The organism is Aminobacter sp. BE322 (assembly GCF_050433525.1).
Lineage (GTDB): Bacteria > Pseudomonadota > Alphaproteobacteria > Rhizobiales > Rhizobiaceae > Aminobacter.
The window spans coordinates 1-16,102 of sequence record NZ_JBNPXB010000021.1 but is presented as its reverse complement, the minus strand read 5'-3'; the positions used below and the strand labels follow the sequence as shown (position 1 = coordinate 16,102).

Sequence of the window (16,102 nt, the reverse complement as noted above, 5' to 3'; positions counted from 1 at the left end):
CGACAGCATATGAGTTTCTAACAACCACAGTGTCAATTCGCCCTGAGCCTCTGCCTCAGCTTCAGGCCGCCTGCCGCAACGGCAAACCCCAACATGATCAGGAAACCGTTAACACGCCACGGTTGCGACGGCGCGGCGCTCGACGCGTCCACCGGAAGCGAGAAATCGATGATGCCGCGAGTATTCATCGCAAGTGCATCCACAGCTCGCCCGAACGGATCGACAATGCCGGAAATCCCTGTGTTGGCCGCGCGCAGGACCGGCATTCCATTTTCCACGGCACGGATCTGCGACTGCCGGAAATGCTGGTATGGGCCGGGCGTGTCGCCAAACCATGCGTCGTTTGTAACATTTACAATAATCTGCGTTGACGCTGCGTCAACAGCGACGAGCTCGGGAAAGATTATTTCGTAACAAATGTAGGCCGCCGCCTTGAGGCCACCGGGCAGATCGAACGGGCGACGGCTCGTGCCGGCTTCGAAATTCATCGGTCCGGCAACCAGTTGCGTCAGCCCGACACGCGCCATCAGATCGGCGAAGGGTATGTATTCGCCGAACGGCACGAGATGCACCTTGTCGACGGCGCCGACGATCTCGCCCTTGTCGTTGATGTTGGCGACCGAATTGTAATAGAGCGTCTCCCCGCCCGGGCCGTCCTCGGCGCGCACGGTGCCCGCCATCAGCATCTGGCCCTCGCCCAGCATCTCGCCGATGGCGACCAGTCCGTCGGGGCGTTCGGAGAACAGGAACGGCACCGAGGTCTCCGGCCAGACGATCAGCTGCGGCTTGTTGGCGCCGGCCTTCGGCGCCTCGCTCGAAAGCTTGAGCAGATCGGAGAAGATGCGCTCGCGGACGCGGCCGTCCCATTTTTCCGACAGGTCGATGTTGGGCTGGACGATGCGGACGTCGAGCGTACGGCCGGCTGGCGCTGCCGGAGCCGACAGTCGCAGATAGCCGTAGCCGGCATGCGCGGCTGCCAGCAGCACCGCAAGCGCCGCGCCGAGCTTCAGGTTGCGGCCGTCGGCCAGCAGCGCCGGCATGGCGAAGACGAAGACGGCCAGCACGTTCATGCCCGTCGTGCCCACCACCGACACGCTCTGCATCAGCAGCGGAATGGGCATGGCGCCGAAGCCTACGGGAATCCACGGGAAGCCGGTGAAGACGAAGGTCCGCAGCCACTCCATCAGGCCGAAGGCGAAGGCAAGCGCCACGACCCGGCCGATGCCGGCACTCCAGAACAGCCGCGCGATGGCCGTGGCAAAGCCATAGAAGAACGACAGGATCAGCGGAATGCCGACGACGGCGAAGGGCAGCGCCCAGGCAAAGCTCTCGGCTTCCACCAGAAGGGCGCCGCCGATCCACCACAGCCCGGCGAGGAAATAGCCGAAGCCGAACCACCAGCCCGTCGCGAATGCCGGCCTGAGACGGCGCAAGGCACCTGCCGGCGTGTCGGCGACCGCGCCGTCGATCAGCCACACCAGGATGGGAAAGGAGAGGAACCCGGCGAAGAAAAAGTCGTACGGCGCCTGCGCCAGCACCGCGACGGCGCCCGCCAGGAACGCCGTCAGGTTTCTCCTCCAACCAGAAAGCAGAATTATCCGTCCCGCAAAGCGCACCATTCGTCCCCCCTCAGCAGCAATTGGAACGAAGATGTAGCAGCAGGAAAATGCGGCGCCATAGGGGACGCGGCGCCGCAGGGGGCACTACGCCTGCTCGACCTTGGCGCGGCGGCGGCGCTCGCCCTTCTGGACATGGACGATACGGACGCGCTTGACCCGGCGCGGGTCGGCGTCGAGCACGTGGAACTCGAAGCCGGGGATCGCCTGCACCACCTCGCCGCGGGCGGGCACCCGCCCGAGCGCATTGAAGATCAGTCCGCCGATCGTGTCGACATATTCGGCGTGCTCGCCGGGCGAGAATTCCTCGCCGAGCACCTTGGCCACTTCCTCGATCTCGGCCTTGCCGTCGACCACATAGACGCCGTCGCCGGCCTGGGTGATCATAGGCTCGTCGTCGTCGTGTTCGTCCTCGATGTCGCCGACCACCATCTCGACGATGTCCTCGAGCGAGACCAGGCCGTCGGTGCCGCCATATTCGTCGATGACCAGCGCCATCTGCGTGCGCGTCGCCTGCATGCGTTGCATGAGGTCGGAGGCGAGCATCGACGGCGGCACGAACAGCACCGTGCGGATGAGGTTGAGCTCGCCGATGCTGCGGTTGAGGTCGACCTGGGCGAGATCGAGCTGCGCATCGGCGGCCTGGGCCTTGCGCGACCTGCCCTTCTTGACGCGGGCGCCGCGAGTGATGTGGGCGAGGATGTCGCGGATGTGGACCATGCCGCGCGGGTCGTCGAGGGTCTCGACATAGACCGGCATGCGCGAATGGCCCGACTGCTCGAAGACGCCGAGCACTTCGCCAAGCTTGGTGTTGAGTTCGATCGCCTCGATGTCGGCCCTGGGCACCATCACATCCTCGACCCGCACCTCGCGGAGCCTCAGGATGTTGTTGAGCATGGCGCGCTCGCCGGGCGAGAAGGATTCGGCGCCGCTCGCCGTGTCGGCCAGCGCGTCGGCGATCTCCTCGCGGATGTTGCTGCCGTTGCGGTGCCGGAACAGCCTTGTCAGCCGCTCGATGAAGGACGGCCGCTCGGCCTGCGGTTCATGCGCCGAATGCGGCGCGGTGCTCGTACTAGGCCCGTCTTCGGCCTGTTCGGAGGCTCTTGCCGCGGGCCCCGGCTCGGGAGAGGCGGCAATCTCAGGTTTCTCGTTCATCGTCTTCCGGTCGATTGTTCGTCCCTGTTACGCGTAGGGATCGGGAATGGCAAGCCTGGCGAGCGCCCGGCGCTCCAGCGCTTCCATCTCCTCGGCTTCCTCGTCGGTCTCGTGATCATACCCCAAAAGATGCAGGAGTCCGTGGATTATGAGGTGGGTGATGTGGTTTTCGAGCGGCTTGTCCTCTTCCGCCGCTTCGCGCGCCACGGTCTCACTGGCGAGCACGATATCGCCGAGCATCGGCGGCAGCGGGTCGCCCGGCGCGACCGGAAACGCCGGAAACGACAGCACGTTGGTCGGCTTGTCCTTGCCGCGCCACTCGGCGTTGAGCCTCTGGATCGCCGCGTCGTCGGTGAAGACGAGGCTGAGCTCGACGCCTTCCGCCGCTTCTGCCTCCGCTTCGGTGAGTGCTGCGGGCACGGCGCGCTCGACCAGCGCGCGGAGCGCGCGCTCATCAGGCCACGCCCCCGCCTCGACCATCAGGTCGATGTCGAGTTCGACGCCCGCGGCGGCGGGCAGTTGAATGCTGGACATCCCGATGGTTCCGATCAGTCTTCGCCGGCGAGGCCGCGCGCCATCTTGCCGTCGCGGTCGTAGGCCCTGACGATCTCGGCGACCAGCGGGTGGCGGACCACGTCGGTGTCGTTGAAGCGCACCGTCACGGCCCCCGGCACGCCGTCGAGGATGCGCAGCGCCTCGACCAGGCCCGACTTGGTGTTGGGCGGCAGGTCGATCTGCGACGGGTCGCCGGTGACGATCATGCGCGAGTTCTCGCCCAGGCGGGTGAGGAACATCTTCATCTGCATCGAGGTGGTGTTCTGCGCCTCGTCGAGGATGACGGCGGAATGCGCCAGCGTGCGGCCGCGCATAAAGGCCAGCGGCGCGATCTCGATCACCTCGGCGGCAATCGCGCGTTCGACCTTGTCGGCCGGCATCATGTCGTAGAGCGCGTCGTAGAGCGGCCTGAGATAGGGGTCGACCTTCTCCTTCATGTCGCCGGGCAGGAAGCCGAGGCGCTCGCCCGCTTCCACCGCGGGCCGCGACAGGATGATGCGCTCGACCATGCCGCGCTCGAGCAGCATGGCGGCATGCGCCACCGCCAGATAGGTCTTGCCGGTGCCGGCCGGGCCGATGCCGAAGACGAGCTCGGAACGTTCCAGGGCACGCATGTAGGCGTCCTGGTTGAGCGAGCGGGCATAGATGGTGCGCTTGCGCGTCGAGATCTGGGCGGCGGCCATCTTGCCCTTGCGCTCGAGCGTCGGCAGGGTGAGCTGGTCGTCGGGCGCCACGGCCATGCGGACGGCCCCGTCGACATCGGATTGCGCCACCTCGCCGCCCTTCTGCAGGATCCCATAGAGGTGATCGAGCGCCCGCCGCGCCTGTTCGGCGGCGGTGGCGCTGCCCTTGATGGTCAGCTGGTTGCCACGCGAGCGGATGTCGACGCCGAGCTTCTGCTCGAGCCGCGCTAGGTTCTCGTCGAACTGGCCGTAAAGCGCACTGGCAAGCTTGTTGTTGTCGAAGGTCAGTACGATGTGCGCCATGTCAGACGCCCCGGAGGGCAGGTTCTTGAGTTCAGCAGCGCTCAACCGTCTCTCCTCATCTGCCGGGCACCTCAGGCCACCTCGGCGAACAGGCTGTTGGTGCCCGTCTTCGTGATTCGCACTTCAACAATGTCACCGATTTCGCCGGCCTTTTCATCAACAATCACCGGCTGCAGCCAGGGCGAACGGCCGACGACCTGGCCGGGCTCGCGGCCGGGCTTCTCGATCAGCGTCGACATGGTCCTGCCGACCAGCCCGGCGGCAAAGGCGTGCTGCTGCTCGGTGATCAGCGCCTGCAGGCGCTGCAGCCGCTCGTCCTTGACCTTTTCCTCGACGTGGCCGCCCATCTCGGCGCCCGGCGTACCGGGACGCGGCGAATATTTGAACGAGTAGGCCGAGGCGTAGTTGGTGGCGCGGATGATCGCAAGCGTCGCCTCGAAGTCCGCGTCGGTCTCTCCGGGGAAGCCGACGATGAAGTCGCCGGACATGGCGATATCCGGGCGCGCCGCGCGGATGCGGTCGATCAGCCTGAGATAATCGGCCGCCGTATGCTTGCGGTTCATCGCCTTGAGGATGCGGTCGGAACCCGACTGCACCGGCAGGTGCAGATAGGGCATCAGTGCTGCGAGGTCGCGGTGCGCCGAGATCAACTCGTCGTCCATGTCGCGCGGATGGCTGGTGGTGTAGCGCAGCCGCGCGAGGCCCGGGATTTCGGCCAGCCGATAGAGCAGCCGGCCGAGCCCCCATTCGCTGCCGTCGGGGCCTTCGCCGTGCCAGGCATTGACGTTCTGGCCGAGCAGCGTCACCTCGCGCACGCCGGCCTCGGCCAGGCGCTCGGCCTCGGTGACGATCTGGGCGACCGAACGCGACACTTCCGAGCCGCGCGTGTAGGGCACCACGCAGAAGGTGCAGAACTTGTCGCAGCCCTCCTGGACGGTCAGGAAGGCGGTGACGCCACGCCTGGCGACTTCGGCCTTGCGGGGCTGCGGCAGGTGCTCGAACTTGTCCTCGAGCGCATATTCGGTCTCGACCACCTTCTGGCCGCCGCGCGCCTTCTTCACCACCTCGGGCAAGCGGTGATAGGTCTGCGGGCCGACCACGAGGTCGACCGCCGAAGCCCGGCGCAGGATTTCGCGCCCCTCCGCCTGGGCGACACAGCCGGTCACGCCGACGATCAGCTCGCGCCCGTTTTCGGCGCGCTCGGCCTTCAGCTTGCCCAGCCGGCCGAGCTGCGAATAGACCTTCTCGGCCGCCTTTTCCCTGATGTGGCAGGTGTTGAGCAGCACGAGATCGGCATCCTCGATGGTCTCGGTCGCCGCATAGCCTTCCGCGGCGAGCGCATCGTTCATGCGCTGCGAGTCGTAGACGTTCATCTGGCAGCCATAGGTCTTGATGAAGACCTTCCTGGCCGCACCGGTGCCTGCCGCGGCGGCATCGCCCGCCGGCATGATTTCAGAGATATCGTCGAGTTCCATTTGGCGGCTATTAGACCATTTCAGCGGCAAAAAACAGACGATGATGGCCCGCGCGTCCGGCCGGCCTGGCTAGCGCGCCGGATGCGGCTCGGCGAGCGACTGCAGCATCATCGTGCGCACCCGCTCCTCCATCAGCCGCGTCGCCTCCTTGCGGCTCGACCTGGCCGAAAAATCGATCGGCTCGCCGAAGCGGATCTCGACGTCGAGCCCACCTTCGGCCAAGAGCTGGCCGACATGCGGCACCAGGTCCATGTCGCCGATCCAGCTGGCGATCGGGCGGTGCTGGCGGCCCAGCGGCAGGCCGTGGATACGGGTGTAGGCGATCGACACCGGCTGGATGACGACATGCTCGGCAGCCCCCTCGGCGATCGCCATCGAGGCCGCGCCGAACAGCGTGCTCTTGAACGGCAGGAGCAGGTTGCCGTCGCCGGTGCTGCCCTCGGCGAACAGCACCATGGCGTCGCCGGCCGCCAGTCGCCGGGCGATCTCGCTCGCCTGGTCGCCCGACTTGCGCTTGCGCTCGCGCTCGATGAACACGGTGCGCTGCAGCCGCGACAGGAAGCCGAAAACCGGCCAGCCATTCAGCTCCGACTTGGCGATGAAGGTCACGTCGAACCGCGACCCGAGCGCCATGATGTCGGTCCACGAGATATGGTTGGAGGCGATCATCAGCGGCCGGGTCTTGACCATCTCGCCGACGACGCGAACGCGCATGCCGAGCGCCCATAGCATGGCGCGGTGCCAGATCTTGAGGATGACGGTTTCCGGCCACAAGCCGGTCTTCATCGAGATGACCTGCAGCGGCACCAGAACCAGCGAGGCCGCGACCATCCATGCCAGCGCCAGCCCTGTGCGGATCTTTCCGATCATGTAGCGCCTGACACCCTCGATTGACCGGGCATCTGGCTAGCGAAGATCGAGCCGCATGACAAGCGCGCCGGTCGCGCCTTGCGCCGACTGGTAATAGTTCGGGCGCTTGCCGACCTCGTGGAAGCCGAACTTGCGGTAGAGGCCGATCGCCGCGGCATTGGTCTCGTCGACCTCGAGGAACAGCGCCTCGGCGCGCTGGCCGTGCAGTTCGCGCAGCACGGCGTCCATCAGCCGCCAGCCGAGCCCGTGCCGGCGGTGGCTGCGGGATACGGCGATGGTCAGGATCTCCGCCTCGCCGGCTGCGAGCCGGGCCAGCACGAAGCCGGCCGGTGCTTCCGCGCCATGGCCGATCTCGCGGACGGCAAAACCGAACACCGTGTCCTGTTCGAGCAGCGCCGAAAACTCCTCGCCCGACCAGGGGCGCACGAAGTCCTCGCGGTGCAGGGGGGCGATGGCGGCACTGTCCTCGATCGTCAGGGCCTCGAGCGCATAGTCGCGCCGCCGCGGCCAGAAAGGCAATTTCATTTCTGTTCCCTCGGCAGCACGAAGCCGGCCTGCGGCTTGGCGTCCGGTGCTCTCAGATAGACGGGTTTCGGGCGATCGGCGGGGGTCTTGGCGGCGGCAAGGCGCGCATAGGTCCCGATATCGGCAGTGGCAAGCATCGGTCCGAACTCGAATGGCTTGTCGGTCGCCGCTGCGTCGGCAACCATGCGCGCTGCGGTGCCTACGAGCGCGATTGGCCCGGAAGCAGCGATGGCAGCGGCGTCCGTCAGGCTCAGCACCACGGGCTCGCGCAGCACAGCCCCCGTCTCGTCATAGAGGCCGGCATGGATTTCCTCGCGCCCAGCGTCGAGCACCGCAAACACCCTGCGCGGCCCAAGCGCATCGCGCGTCTCCCGGGCCAGCGCTTCGAGCGTGGTGACGCCGACCGCCGGCACCTTCAGCGCCAGCGAGAAGCCGCGCGCGGCCGAAACGGCGACCCGCACGCCGGTGAAGGAGCCCGGACCGGTCGAGACCGCGATCCTGCCGAGATCGGCATATGCCTTGCCGGCCTGACCAAGCGCCTCGTCAATCACGGCCATCAGGTGCTCGGCATGGCCCTTGCCGAGATCGCGGACGGAGCGGCCCAGCTCGCGATCGGCGTCAGCGTCGTAGACACTGGCGGCACACAGGCTCGCGGCGCAATCGATGACGAGCAGGATCATGCCGTGCTCCGGGAAGAATGTCGGAGGGCTGCGCGTTGCACACCCCCCTCTGGCCCTGAGCGCGTCGAAGGGCCGGGCATCTCCCCCACAAGGGGGGAGATCAGGCCTGCGCGAGCGTCTCGGCAGACACTCTTGCTGAAATGAACCCGCCCCCCTTTGGTCACGGCTGGCGGCTGCAGCTGCCAATCTCCCCCCTTGTGGGGGAGATGGCCGGCAGGCCAGAGGGGGGCGTGAAGAAACGCTGTCATGCGGAATAGGTTACCACGGACTGCCTAGCATTCCGTTGGCAATGCTCAGCCTTTCGCCTTCGCCTTCAGCTCCAGCCTGCGCTTGTGCAGGACCGGCTCGGTGTAGCCGTTGGGCTGGGCGCGGCCTTCGAAGACGAGGTCGCAGGCGGCGCGGAAGGCGGTGGACTGGTCGAAGTCGGGCGCCATCGGCCTGTAGAGCGGATCGCCGACATTCTGGCGGTCGACGATCGCCGCCATGCGCTGAAGCGAATCCATCACCTGGATGTGCGAGCAGACGTCGTGGCGCAGCCAGTTGGCGATGTGCTGGGAGGAGATGCGCAGCGTGGCGCGGTCTTCCATCAGCCCGACGTCGTTGATGTCGGGCACCTTCGAGCAGCCGACGCCCTGGTCGATCCAGCGCACGACGTAGCCTAGGATGCCTTGCGCGTTGTTGTCGAGCTCGCGCTGGATCTCGTCGGGCGTCCAGTTGGGACGGACAACGACAGGCACCGACAGGATGTCGTCGAGACGCGCCTTGGGACGGCTCTTCAGCTCAGCCTGCACCTGGTGCACGTCGACCTTGTGGTAGTGGGTGGCATGCAGCGTCGCCGCCGTCGGCGACGGCACCCAGGCGGTGTTGGCGCCGGCCTTCGGATGGGCGATCTTCTGCTCCAGCATCGCCGCCATCAGATCCGGCATCGCCCACATGCCCTTGCCGATCTGGGCATGGCCCGACAGGCCGCATTCGAGCCCGGTGTCGACGTTCCAGGCCTCGTAGGCATTGATCCACGGCGCCTGCTTCATGTCGCCCTTGCGCACCATCGGACCCGCCTCCATCGAGGTGTGGATCTCGTCGCCGGTGCGGTCGAGGAAGCCGGTGTTGATGAACACCACGCGTTCCTTGGCGGCGCGAATGCACTCCCTGAGGTTGACGGTGGTGCGCCGCTCCTCGTCCATGATGCCCATCTTGATGGTTTTCCGAGGCATGCCGACCAGGCGCTCGACGCGGTCGAAGATCTCCACCGCGAAGGCCACTTCCTCGGGGCCATGCATCTTCGGCTTGACCACATACATCGATCCGGCGCGGGAGTTGGCGCGGCGGCCATTCTTGCCGACGTCGTGCAGCGAGATCAGCGCGGTGATCGCCGCATCCATGATGCCCTCCGGCACCTCGTGGCCGTCGCGGTCATGGATCGCGGGATTGGTCATCAGGTGGCCGACATTGCGCACCAGCATCAGCGAGCGGCCGGGCAGCGAGACAGCCTTGCCGTCGGGGCCGGTGTAGGAACGGTCGGCATTGAGCTTGCGGGTGACCGGCTTGCCGCCCTTGTCGAAGGTTTCCGACAGGTCGCCCTTCATCAGGCCGAGCCAGTTGCGGTAGACTAGAACCTTGTCCTCGGCGTCGACGGCTGCGACCGAATCTTCGCAGTCCTGGATGGTGGTCAAAGCCGATTCCACGATCATGTCGGCGATGCCGGCAGGATCGGTCCTGCCGATGGCGCTGTCGCGGTTCACCACCACCTCGACATGCAGGCCGTTCTTGACCAGCAGCACCGCGTCGGGGTTCTTGGCCTCGCCACGATAGCCCGCGAACTGTTTTGCATCGCGCAGCGACACCGAGCCGGAAGCGGTGGCAAGCTTCAGCGCCCCGCCCTCGACCGAAAGCCCGGTCACGTCGCTCCAGCCGCCCTTTTCCAGAGGCGAAGACTCGTCCAGGAACGCCTTGGCCCAGGCGATGACCTTTGCGCCGCGCTTGGGGTTGTAGCCCTTGCCTTTCTCGGCACCGTCGGCGTCGGAGATCGCATCGGTGCCGTAGAGGGCATCGTAGAGCGAACCCCAGCGGGCGTTGGCCGCGTTCAGCGCGTAACGCGCGTTCATGACCGGCACCACCAGCTGCGGGCCGGCGACGGTGGCGATCTCGGGATCGACGTTCTCGGTCGTCACCGCAAAGGCAGGGCCTTCCGGCACGATATAACCGATGTCGGCCAGGAACGCCCTATAGGCGGCCATGTCATGCGGCGCGCCATGCTTGCGGTACCAGGCATCGAGCTTGAGCTGGAAGTCGTCGCGCTTTTCCAAGAGCGCCCGGTTCTTCGGCGCAAGATCATGCACGATCGCGGCAAAACCTTCCCAGAATTTCTCCGCATCCACTCCGGTCCCGGGCATGGCCTCGTCAACGACGAAATCGCGCAGCTCGCGCGATATCGAAAGGCCAAACAGCTCGACGGTCTCGGTCATAACATGCGCTCCAGAAGTCCAGTCCCGCGAGAGCGGTGAAAACAGCTTTTCAGGGGCGTTTGACATGCAAAGCGCGCAGGGTCAATTCGCCCAATGTTGCATGGCAGAATCTGATCGCCGCCTCGTGCAGAGAAAATCAATTCAGCCCTCAAACGGCAATGCGCGGCCGGCCGCTGGCGGTGGCGACGACATGCGCCTCGATGAACATGCGCTGGCCTTCCACGGTCGAGACCTTGAGGTCCGTCGCGACCTCGATCTCGGCGGCGTCGGTACCGGCGTCGCGCGCCTTGGCCGCAACGATCTCGCGCACTTCGGCCTCGGCCAGCGCCATCGCCGCGTCCTCATCGGCGAAGTCGCGCAGCAGCTCGCCGACGGCCAACCGGAACAGCCCTTCCTTGGGCTGGCTGACGCGGGCTTCCGCCGTGACCCGGACCTGGCCGACCACCGCGCCCAGCGCGTTGGCGACGTCGGTATCCTCGGGCACGACGCATTCGTTGCCGATAAGCTGCGGCAGGCCGGCATAGTGCAGCGGCGCCGAGGCGCCGAGCCCGATCACCGGCCTGTCGAGCGCGACCGTGAAGCGGGCGATGCCGGGATGGGCGTCGACCGCGCGCTGCACCAGCGCGTGCGCCACGGTGGCCGCGCCGTCGAGCCCGTCCTCGGCAAAGGCGGTTTCGAGGATCACTTCCGCCGACAGGCGGGTGAGCGCCGCCAGCACGCGCTCGCAGAGCGCCTCGGGCGTCGCCGCGATCGGCTGGCCGCGGCCGTCGCGCTTGCGGGCGAACAGCTCGGCGCCGAGCCGTGCCGCAGCCTCGTCCCAGTTGGCCTGGCGGCCGAGCGTGTGCGCCGCGTCCGACGGGGTGAAGCCTATGACATGGACCAGCCCGCGCGACACCAGCCGGTTGAGCGTGGCGTTCTGGGCATTTGAAGTCAGCAGCCGGTCGAGCGGCAGCGGCGTTGTTGCGATCGCCTCGTAGAGCTTGGCTTCCGGCGGCGTCAGGCCGGCCGCGAGCCGCTCCGGCACGCCGGTGCGGACGGCGAAGCGGCCGTCCATGCGACCGGGATTGGGCGCGCGCAGCTGGCGCTCCAGCTCGCCCGTCACCGCCTCGCCATGGACCATGCCGGCGAGCGCCAGCGGCACCACGCGGCGCGGCCCGAGTTTTATCCGCGGCCTCAGCCCGCCGTCCTCCAAAGTCACTTCCGAATCGCCGCCGAGCCCGAAGGTGCGCATGGCGACCGCCTCGACCATGGTGCGGAAGCCGCCGACGGTGGCGCCCTCGGGGTCGAGCCGCGGGCGGCCGTGGTCGAGGACCGCGACATCCGTGGTGGTGCCGCCGATGTCGGAGACGACCGCATTGTCGAGCCCGGTCATGTGGCGGGCGCCGACGAGGCTGGCGGCGGGGCCGGAGAGGATGGTCTCGATCGGCCGCTGGCGGGCGAACTCGGCCGACACCAGCGCGCCGTCGCCGCGCACCACCATCAGCGGGGCGTTGATCTTGCGTTTCTCCAGGAAGCCTTCTGTCGCGGCGACCAGGCGGTCGATCATCGCGATCAGGCGGGCGTTGAGCAGCGTCGTCAGCGCCCGGCGCGGGCCGCCCAGTTTGGCCGACAGCTCGTGGCTTGTCGTGACGGGCAGGCCGGTGCGCTCGCGGATCAGGTCGCGCGCGGCGATCTCGTGGGCGGGGTTGCGGGTGGCGAAATAGGCGCAGACGGCGAAACCCGACACGGACTTCGCCAGTTCCGGCAGCGCGGCTTCGAGCGGCGCGAGGTCGAGGGGCCGCGCGTTGCCGTGGACGTCGTGGCCGCCCTCGCACAGCACCAGCGGGTCGGTGCCGAGCGCGGTCTTCAAGCCGTCGCGGGCGAGATCGGCCTCGGAGAAGCCGATCATCGCCAGCGCCACGCGGCCGCCCTGGCCCTCGACCAGCGCGTTGGTGGCGAGCGTGGTCGACATCGACACCAGCTTGATGGCGGCGGGGTCGACATGGGCCTTGCCGAGCACCGCGTCGACCGCGCCCGAAATGCCCTCGGCGAGGTCGTGGCGGGTGGTCAGCGACTTGGCCTTGGCGGCCACCCCGTGTTGCTCGCTCCACAGCACCGCGTCGGTGTAGGTGCCTCCGGTGTCGATGCCGAGGAAAAGCGGGTGCGGGCGGTGGCTGGAAGTCATTCGGGGCGGTCCGGGCTTTGCTAATCCCGCCCGCCTTAGCCGATATGGCCGGCAAAGGGAAACCGGCCAGCGGCGGCAATCGACGAGGTCAGCCGCCGCCGCGCGCCTTGGCGGCGGCGTTGATGCGGCTGACCTCGGCGCGGATCTCGGCCCGCATCGCCTCGACCACCTTGGGATCGAGCGGCACGCAGGGCGGGATCATCGGCTTGAAGGCGAAGGACCAGTCGTTTTCGGCGCGGCGGCCGACGCATTTCCGCAGCCGCCGGCAGCCCGGCAGCGGGCATTTGCGGTGGAAGCCGAGATGGCCGGCGAGCAGCTGGAACAGGCCGAGATAGAGGCCCTTGACCTTGGCGTCGTGCTCCTGGTCGGCCAGCACGGCGGCCCATTGCGCGTCGGTGTATTTTCGATCGCGCGGAAAGGTGTTGACCTTGAAGAGAGGGTGCCAGGGTCTTTCCGTCGGGTGTTCGCTCATGAGGGGCTCCATTGGATTGGGTGGGTTGAGGGGGGAAGGGCCTTTTCGCGCGGCTTCGGGCGACCCCACCCCGATCCGCTATGCGGATCGACCCTCCCCTCGAGGGGGAGGGAAGGCGTCGCGCACTTCCCCCGCGCCACGCCCCGTTGCCGGTCTGGCCATTGAAAGGTGGGAAGACGGGCGGTCGCGGGGCCGCTCGGGTAGTTCTATGTGCGGTCTCGCGACCGCCCGTCCGGCGATTTCCGTTCCCGTCCGTTCCGCTTCCGGGGCGCGGGCTTTCGCCCCTGCCCCACTAGCGCATCGTCCAGCGCATCCGGGCCGTAGTGCCCAGAGGGGAACCCTTGGACGGAACCTCCCCGGGCGGCGGGCTACGTTGGCCCGTCGCCGGAGGCGCCGGCCCCTCCCCGCACAACCACCGTCATGATCGGCGTTCCCGCGGGAGGGACGGGATGGATTCTATGGGATGTTTTCAGGGGGTGGAGAAAGGCGGCGGGATTTCCACGGGGTGCGGGGCGTGCGGAGGCCGATCCGGAGGGCTCGCGATCCTTCGCACCCCCCTCTGCCCTGCCGGGCATCTCCCCCGCAAGGGGGGAGATCAGGCCTTCATGGCCCCCTCGCTTAACCGGATATGTCGAAAGCGAAATTCCCGCCCAAGCCTCAGGAAATAGCACGGCGATGACGCGACTGATCTCCCCCCTTGTGGGGGAGATGGCCGGCAGGCCAGAGGGGGGTGGGAAGGATCGCGACATCAAAAGAAAAATTTGCAGGCGTGGAAAGGCCGTCCCACGCTCAGCCTCGCGAAATCTGCTCGTCCTGCTCGACGGTGAGCGGCTTGACCCCGTCCGGCACCGGCTCGACCACCGGCTGCGGTGCGGCGACGGGGGCCGGCGGCACCGGCGCGTGGGCAGCGCAGGCGGGCAGGATGGCCAGGGCAAGGAAAATGGCTGCGGACTTCATGGAGCGGGCGTTAGGCGGAAGGTGTGGCACAATCGCGGCGGCAGGTGACCCCGAGGCCCTGCCAAGGTCAAGCAGTTCCTGACAGCTGCTGACGGAAGCCTGTCAACAGCCATCGCCTATCCTCCCGGAAACTTCTCGGAGAGGACGGCATGAGCGGCTTTGACGATTTCGATTTCCTGATCGGCGCGGTGACCAATGAACGCCTGCGCGGGCGGCTGGTGGGGTCGCGGAGACGTTTTCCGCCTTCTCCCGCGTGGAAAAGGTGATGCGGGCGCCCGGCGGCACCTTTGGCGGCAATCTCGACCAAGTGCCCGAGCGCGGCTTCACCGGCATGGCGCTGCGCCTCTACGACCCCAGGACAGGACTGTGGTCGATCTACTGGAGCGACACCAGGAGCTTTCAGCTGTTCCCGCCAATGGTCGGGCGGTTTAGGGACGGTCGCGGCGAGCTTTATGGCGACGATGTCGAGGGTGGTGTGCCAGTGCGCGTGCGGATTCTCTGGACGGGCGGGGAAAACCCGCGCTGGGGACAGGCGATGTCGGTGGATGGTGGGCAGGCGTGGGAGGTGAATTGGGTGAAGCGGTTTGGGACAGCGAGCACCGTACTCCGAGTTTCGCACAGGCTCAATCGAGTGACCTTGTATCCCTACTCTACGAAGAGGGAAATATTGCGAGTGAGTGCTTGCCTTGACGTTGCGGTCATGTCCTCGATTCTGGATAGCCTCAGCCTTCATTCCTTCCTTTCTTTAGAGTACGGATATCGAAGCGCTTTCGACTTGCTTTTGACTTTGCCGCAATGAGATTATTCATCCCGATTCGACAGCAATGGGGCAGACAATGACGGAACTTAAATTTCCAGCATTGTACAATGACGCGGACGTCGCTTCGGGAAACGCGCAGCGCGAATACCTACGCCTGGTAATTCTTGAATATTTATTGCTATTTATAGCTGCCGTCTTAACAATTCAAACATTCGATGAAACGCCATTTATTATCTTATATGCCCTTGTATTTATTGTATCCATGATCACGATGCTTATCAGAACTCTGCAGAAGCCAGATCAAGACTGGTACAAGTGCCGCGCACTTGCTGAGTCCATTAAGACGTCAACATGGCGCTATGCGATGAGAGCAGAGCCCTTTGATGACGCGAAGGCTCAAGACGCACGGACCGATTTTCGAAATATGCTCAAGGCGATATTCAATTCAAACCAACATATTGGGAATCGCATTTCCGGACTTCGCGCTGATGGAAAGCAAATCACTGAGGAAATGGACGAGTTACGGAATAAGAACCTAGATGAACGGAAAAATATATATCTTGAGGATCGTATTAGAGATCAGCGGGAATGGTACAAAAAGAAAGCAAAATTTAACAAGAAGGCAATGAACATATGGATCTTTGTTTGCATTTTTGTTTATGTATCGGCAACATCCCTTGTCTTGCTAAGAATAAAATTTCCTGACAACTTTGTGCCGACTGAACCAATTATTGTCATTGCATCATCTATTGTCGGATGGATGCAAATAAAGAAGTTTTCAGAACTATCTTCCTCGTACTCACTAACTGCGCACGAGATCGGTATAATTGAAGATCGCGCCAATGATGCGGACACAAACGAAGAATTCTCTGTCTTTGTCAATGAAGCCGAACTCGCATTTTCGCGTGAACACACACAATGGGTTGCGCGTCAACTTCAGGCATAGGATTCCGTTATGAGTTACAAGTCCCCAACTTACGTAATATTCGATGGCGACAATGACAAATGGGCCTACGGATACATGAAGGGCTGGAAGGCGAATGACAGGGTTGAATTTGACTTTAGAGACGCTCACGACCTCGATTCGATGACCGGAGCGGCCCAGAACGAGGCATACGTTAAGAGCAATCTTAAGAAGCGGATGCAGGCCGCATCGAGCGTCCTCGTATTGATTGGCGACAAAACCAGATGGCTTTACAAGTATGTTCGCTGGGAGCTTGAGCTCGCTATCGAGCTTGACCTACCAATCATTGCCGTCAATCTTGGCGGCAGCAGAGACATAGACGAGAAGCTCTGCCCGCCGATTATTCGCAGGCACTGCATTGTTAGAGTCCGTTTGGAAAGTCAGGGATGGGCATTCCGGCGTAGGAGGTTGCCGCCCATGGCGACGAGGATCATGGCCTGGGAGACGTCAATCCGCTT

Annotated in this window: 15 protein-coding genes; 3 read left to right on the top strand and 12 right to left on the bottom strand. The window is 65.2% G+C overall.

The window, feature by feature from the left end; all coding sequences use genetic code 11:
• Positions 1–32: 32 nt before the first annotated feature.
• The 12 genes from lnt to J2X50_RS21715 all read right to left on the bottom strand — a co-directional run bounded on the left by lnt (position 33) and on the right by J2X50_RS21715 (position 13,920).
• On the bottom strand, positions 33–1,619 hold the full coding sequence (gene lnt / locus J2X50_RS21770) for an apolipoprotein N-acyltransferase (RefSeq protein ID WP_429097992.1): 1,587 nt from the start codon (positions 1,617–1,619) through the stop codon (positions 33–35).
• A gap of 84 nt (positions 1,620–1,703) precedes the next feature.
• A complete protein-coding gene (locus J2X50_RS21765) occupies positions 1,704–2,771 on the bottom strand; it encodes a hemolysin family protein (protein ID WP_429097991.1) in 1,068 nt (355 codons plus the stop codon).
• Positions 2,772–2,798: 27 nt separating this feature from the next.
• A complete protein-coding gene (gene ybeY, locus J2X50_RS21760) occupies positions 2,799–3,305 on the bottom strand; it encodes an rRNA maturation RNase YbeY (protein WP_429097990.1) in 507 nt (168 codons plus the stop codon).
• Positions 3,306–3,319: 14 nt separating this feature from the next.
• The gene (locus tag J2X50_RS21755; RefSeq protein ID WP_429098056.1) at positions 3,320–4,312 is read right to left on the bottom strand and encodes a PhoH family protein; all 993 of its coding nucleotides are present in this window, start codon (positions 4,310–4,312) and stop codon (positions 3,320–3,322) included.
• A 71-nt stretch (positions 4,313–4,383) separates the two neighbouring features.
• On the bottom strand, positions 4,384–5,787 hold the full coding sequence (miaB, locus tag J2X50_RS21750) for a tRNA (N6-isopentenyl adenosine(37)-C2)-methylthiotransferase MiaB (protein ID WP_429097989.1): 1,404 nt from the start codon (positions 5,785–5,787) through the stop codon (positions 4,384–4,386).
• Between the two features lie 69 nt (positions 5,788–5,856).
• Complete coding sequence (locus tag J2X50_RS21745) at positions 5,857–6,657, bottom strand: lysophospholipid acyltransferase family protein (protein WP_429097988.1); 801 nt, start codon at positions 6,655–6,657, stop codon at positions 5,857–5,859.
• Positions 6,658–6,693: 36 nt separating this feature from the next.
• Positions 6,694–7,182, bottom strand: a complete 489-nt coding sequence (gene rimI / locus J2X50_RS21740) for a ribosomal protein S18-alanine N-acetyltransferase (RefSeq protein WP_429097987.1) — start codon at positions 7,180–7,182, stop codon at positions 6,694–6,696.
• Positions 7,179–7,862 (bottom strand): tRNA (adenosine(37)-N6)-threonylcarbamoyltransferase complex dimerization subunit type 1 TsaB, encoded by a 684-nt coding sequence (tsaB, locus tag J2X50_RS21735; protein WP_429097986.1) that lies wholly within the window; start codon positions 7,860–7,862, stop codon positions 7,179–7,181. Before tsaB ends, rimI begins: the two co-directional genes overlap by 4 nt.
• Before the next feature lie 293 nt (positions 7,863–8,155).
• The gene (locus J2X50_RS21730; RefSeq protein ID WP_429097985.1) at positions 8,156–10,327 is read right to left on the bottom strand and encodes a malate synthase G; all 2,172 of its coding nucleotides are present in this window, start codon (positions 10,325–10,327) and stop codon (positions 8,156–8,158) included.
• A gap of 148 nt (positions 10,328–10,475) precedes the next feature.
• The gene (locus tag J2X50_RS21725; protein ID WP_429097984.1) at positions 10,476–12,491 is read right to left on the bottom strand and encodes a hydantoinase/oxoprolinase N-terminal domain-containing protein; all 2,016 of its coding nucleotides are present in this window, start codon (positions 12,489–12,491) and stop codon (positions 10,476–10,478) included.
• Between the two features lie 88 nt (positions 12,492–12,579).
• Complete coding sequence (locus J2X50_RS21720; RefSeq protein WP_429097983.1) at positions 12,580–12,963, bottom strand: hypothetical protein; 384 nt, start codon at positions 12,961–12,963, stop codon at positions 12,580–12,582.
• A gap of 789 nt (positions 12,964–13,752) precedes the next feature.
• Complete coding sequence (locus J2X50_RS21715; RefSeq protein WP_429097982.1) at positions 13,753–13,920, bottom strand: hypothetical protein; 168 nt, start codon at positions 13,918–13,920, stop codon at positions 13,753–13,755.
• Positions 13,921–14,185: 265 nt separating this feature from the next.
• Between J2X50_RS21715 and J2X50_RS21710 the strand changes: the two genes are divergently transcribed.
• From J2X50_RS21710 to J2X50_RS21700, 3 genes are all read left to right on the top strand, one after another.
• Positions 14,186–14,719 (top strand): hypothetical protein, encoded by a 534-nt coding sequence (locus J2X50_RS21710; protein WP_429097981.1) that lies wholly within the window; start codon positions 14,186–14,188, stop codon positions 14,717–14,719.
• A gap of 37 nt (positions 14,720–14,756) precedes the next feature.
• Positions 14,757–15,626 (top strand): DUF4231 domain-containing protein, encoded by an 870-nt coding sequence (locus J2X50_RS21705; RefSeq protein WP_429097980.1) that lies wholly within the window; start codon positions 14,757–14,759, stop codon positions 15,624–15,626.
• Between the two features lie 9 nt (positions 15,627–15,635).
• The coding region (locus J2X50_RS21700; protein ID WP_429097979.1) for a TIR domain-containing protein at positions 15,636–16,102 on the top strand (467 nt) is incomplete at its 3' end.